This is a genomic window from Endozoicomonas sp. Z74, from assembly GCF_057680865.1.
The window spans coordinates 1-3,057 of the sequence record NZ_JBLYZI010000200.1; the positions used below are offsets into that span (position 1 = coordinate 1).

4 protein-coding genes are annotated in these 3,057 nt (G+C 41.4%); 1 reads left to right on the forward strand and 3 read right to left on the reverse strand.

What is annotated here, in order from left to right; translation table 11 throughout:
- Window positions 1–216: 216 nt before the first annotated feature.
- From ACNRUY_RS26080 to ACNRUY_RS26090, 3 genes are all read right to left on the reverse strand, one after another.
- Window positions 217–624 carry a hypothetical protein gene (locus ACNRUY_RS26080; RefSeq protein WP_488114590.1) on the reverse strand — a complete coding sequence of 136 codons (408 nt, stop codon included), beginning with the start codon at window positions 622–624 and terminating at the stop codon, window positions 217–219.
- Window positions 617–1,852 carry a DUF4280 domain-containing protein gene (locus ACNRUY_RS26085; RefSeq protein ID WP_488114591.1) on the reverse strand — a complete coding sequence of 412 codons (1,236 nt, stop codon included), beginning with the start codon at window positions 1,850–1,852 and terminating at the stop codon, window positions 617–619. Before ACNRUY_RS26085 ends, ACNRUY_RS26080 begins: the two co-directional genes overlap by 8 nt.
- Window positions 1,853–1,943: 91 nt before the next feature.
- Window positions 1,944–2,420: a hypothetical protein gene (locus ACNRUY_RS26090; RefSeq protein ID WP_488114592.1), complete on the reverse strand. Its 477-nt coding sequence runs from the start codon at window positions 2,418–2,420 to the stop codon at window positions 1,944–1,946.
- A gap of 138 nt (window positions 2,421–2,558) precedes the next feature.
- Between ACNRUY_RS26090 and ACNRUY_RS26095 the strand changes: the two genes are divergently transcribed.
- Complete coding sequence (locus ACNRUY_RS26095) at window positions 2,559–2,924, forward strand: DUF3768 domain-containing protein (protein ID WP_488114593.1); 366 nt, start codon at window positions 2,559–2,561, stop codon at window positions 2,922–2,924.
- The last annotated feature ends 133 nt before the right edge of the window (window positions 2,925–3,057 follow it).

Genomic DNA, 3,057 nt, shown 5'->3' on the forward strand with positions numbered 1-3,057 from the left:
AAGAACGCCAATGGAAACTCTGATAGATGGCAAAGAGATCTGGAAGGAAAAATTTGTAGCCTGAATTTGACCTGACAGACACCCTCTGAAAAATCGGTGACTGTCAGATCAGGTCTGAACTACTACACCTGACAAAAATATCTTAATCACCAAAAACCTCGATCAATTATATTCACATACGAGCGCTCTTTAAAAACAATATCATGAAAGAAAAACCTATAAAGAATTATCGCAATAACTTAAGTCACGCGCATACTCAACCATTAAATTCTTCTTATAACCTAGCCTTGCTGGGCACTGAACAAATGCTTCAGGCTTAATAATAACAATATATTTTGCATAATTAAGAACAACTGCACTTAGCGAAAACACAGCAATAAATGAGAAAAACAACTTATTATTGTATTTAAGTTTCCTACCAAAAATCATTGCTATAGACGCAACCAGTACATATAGAAAAATACCTGGAGTTCCTGACGCTAATGCAGCGGTAACACCATATTTATCAAATAGAATATTATTTGTAGAAACAAAAAAAGGCATAACTGATATATGCCAATACAACCACAACGAGACTGCAAGAAAAATAATATTTACTCCTCCCGCAATAACCAGTTTAATCATTATATTCCAACACCTTTTCAACAAGCTTTTTTTGAAACTCCGTAGCTCTATCTAATGCCCACACACTTATGCTCATTAACACCAAAATCATGGCGCTACCAATTACAGGCACTGGCCCCACAAATGAAGTAACAATACCACCTACAACTAGTGAAGATCCAGCTGTTGTTACTACACCAACCAACATCCGTGCTTGATCTACTCCCAAGTCTCTTAACAAGTACTCATCACTTAAAATAAAATGAAGTACATTAATTGCCGACCCAATCAAAACCTCCATAGGAGCAGTTACTTTAACATACGCGGTCATCCCTTTTGCAGACTGCAAAGCACCCAAACCGAGTTTTACAACCTGAGGATTATTTGCTCTGTAACGATTTCCTTTGAGAAGTGTTTTTAAGTGCTGTTTGTAGCCTTCAAGAACGATATAATCCCGACCATTGGTAGTCGAAACATAGGCAGTTACACCTAGCCCACCCAACCTGCTTACAACATCATGAGCATTATAAGCGCCCTTCAAAGCACCGCCAATATTCCTACTTGCATCAATAAAATCGAAATATTCCTTCCACTCTTCTGGGGCAAGCACTGCAATCTCAATTACATCCTGGTCATACTCAACATGAATGTGTTTCTCACCCTCAGGAGCTGTTGGGTCATAGGGTGGCCAGTACATATTATTCGGGTTAATTTTTACTGCTTGAGAAGCTGTAGAAGATGTAGCCTCTGTACTTTCAGATATCATAGCTGAAGAATAAGCAGCCGCTGAGGGCTGACTGGAACGCGCAGAACCAACTGACCGACCCATACCCGCAATTGAGCTAGATTGACCTGCACTTGCTATGGTGATAAGCCCACCTAAATCGCAGGAAGTCTTACCATCTTGTGTCAAAACTGGCTTGCCATCCAAAACAACAGAATTTCTGCAGCTCCATGGAGAACCAGTAGTTGGGCTGCATGGCTTGCCATTCTTTTTTGAACATGAGCCAAAGGCACCGATATTACTTCCAGGGGAATGATCCATGATTGTAGCCATTGTGCCTCCTTCTACCTGAGCAGTATTCCCAGAGACAGCAAGCTTTGCGGGACTCGAACCACAGGTACAACGCAATGTTGCCCCATCGGTAACTACCTTAAACATATTCCGCCCCAAATTGGAAAAGTCGTTTGAAAATATTTTCTCACTTCTGGCAAAAATAGTTAATTTTAAAAAGACAAAGTTCAGCATTAAGTTGATTTAAATCAACCACTGTCACTTACCGAATTTGAAATTGCTTACCATCTAATCAACAATCCATGCACATTCTTATTAATCAAAGCTAATTTTTGAACATTTTTCTTAACGTCAACTCCAGTTCATCAATCAACAACTTCTGAACCTGCCTGGGATCGTCTTCAGCCGACAGCAAATCCGCCAGGCGGTCCGGGATGGCTAACAGCTCATCCCGCAAAAGACGACCGGCCTTAAAAGCGTCCTGCTTTACCTTGGCTGCATCTGTTAATTTTCCGCTTTTTTCTTCGTATTCCAGTTGAGCAAGTTTTGCCTTGAACGCCTCCCGCATGGTTCGGGCAGTGACGAAATCAACTGCTCCTGCCGATGTTGGAGCAGGATCAGAGGGTTGATCAGAGCGAGTCAACGTTACCGGATCAGCATTGGCTTTCATGGCCTGTTCTGCCTGAATGGCATCCACCTTGCCATTTTTTAACTTCACAATGCCTTTTTTAATCAGCTTGGTGACATAGCCTTTGGTGAAGCCCTGCTGTCTGGCAAATTCCGCTTGTGAAATCAGCGTCATGGAAGTTCATACCTACTGCCATTTCGTTATTTAGAAAAATCGTGTTGATTTTTCTCGACTTGTCGCGACCATCTCATATAAAGAAATTGCAACAATCAACATTAATCAATTAACGATGAATCAATAAAGGATGAACTGATGTACGAAATTGCCACATTAAATGATGCAGTGCGCAAATCACTGGTAGACCTGTCGGTTAAAAATCACCTCGCAGAAATTAATTGCCGCTTTCAAGTGATGATGACCGCTACATTGAAGAATACCATTCAGGATAAGGCCGGTTTACTGAAGGCCATTGCAGAATTTAATGAGTTCAATGAAGATAATGATCCCTATGGAGAACACGATTATTTCCGGTTCAAATTCGAAGACGAATGGGTCATAGGCAAATTTGACTATTACGCCCCGGATATGGAACACGGCTCAGAAAATGCCAAAAATTTAAATAAAACCGTCCGGGTACTCACCCTGATGATGCCCATTGACTATGGAAGGTGCGATTAAGTCCCCAGCCATGAGATAATACTCCCATCGCTTCCAGCTTGAGTTTCTGTCCATGAGCCAGCTTAGTTTCGCAGACAGTGAGTTTGTCCATAAACGCAGAACCACCCGCAAAGAGCGCTTTCTGGCAAAAATG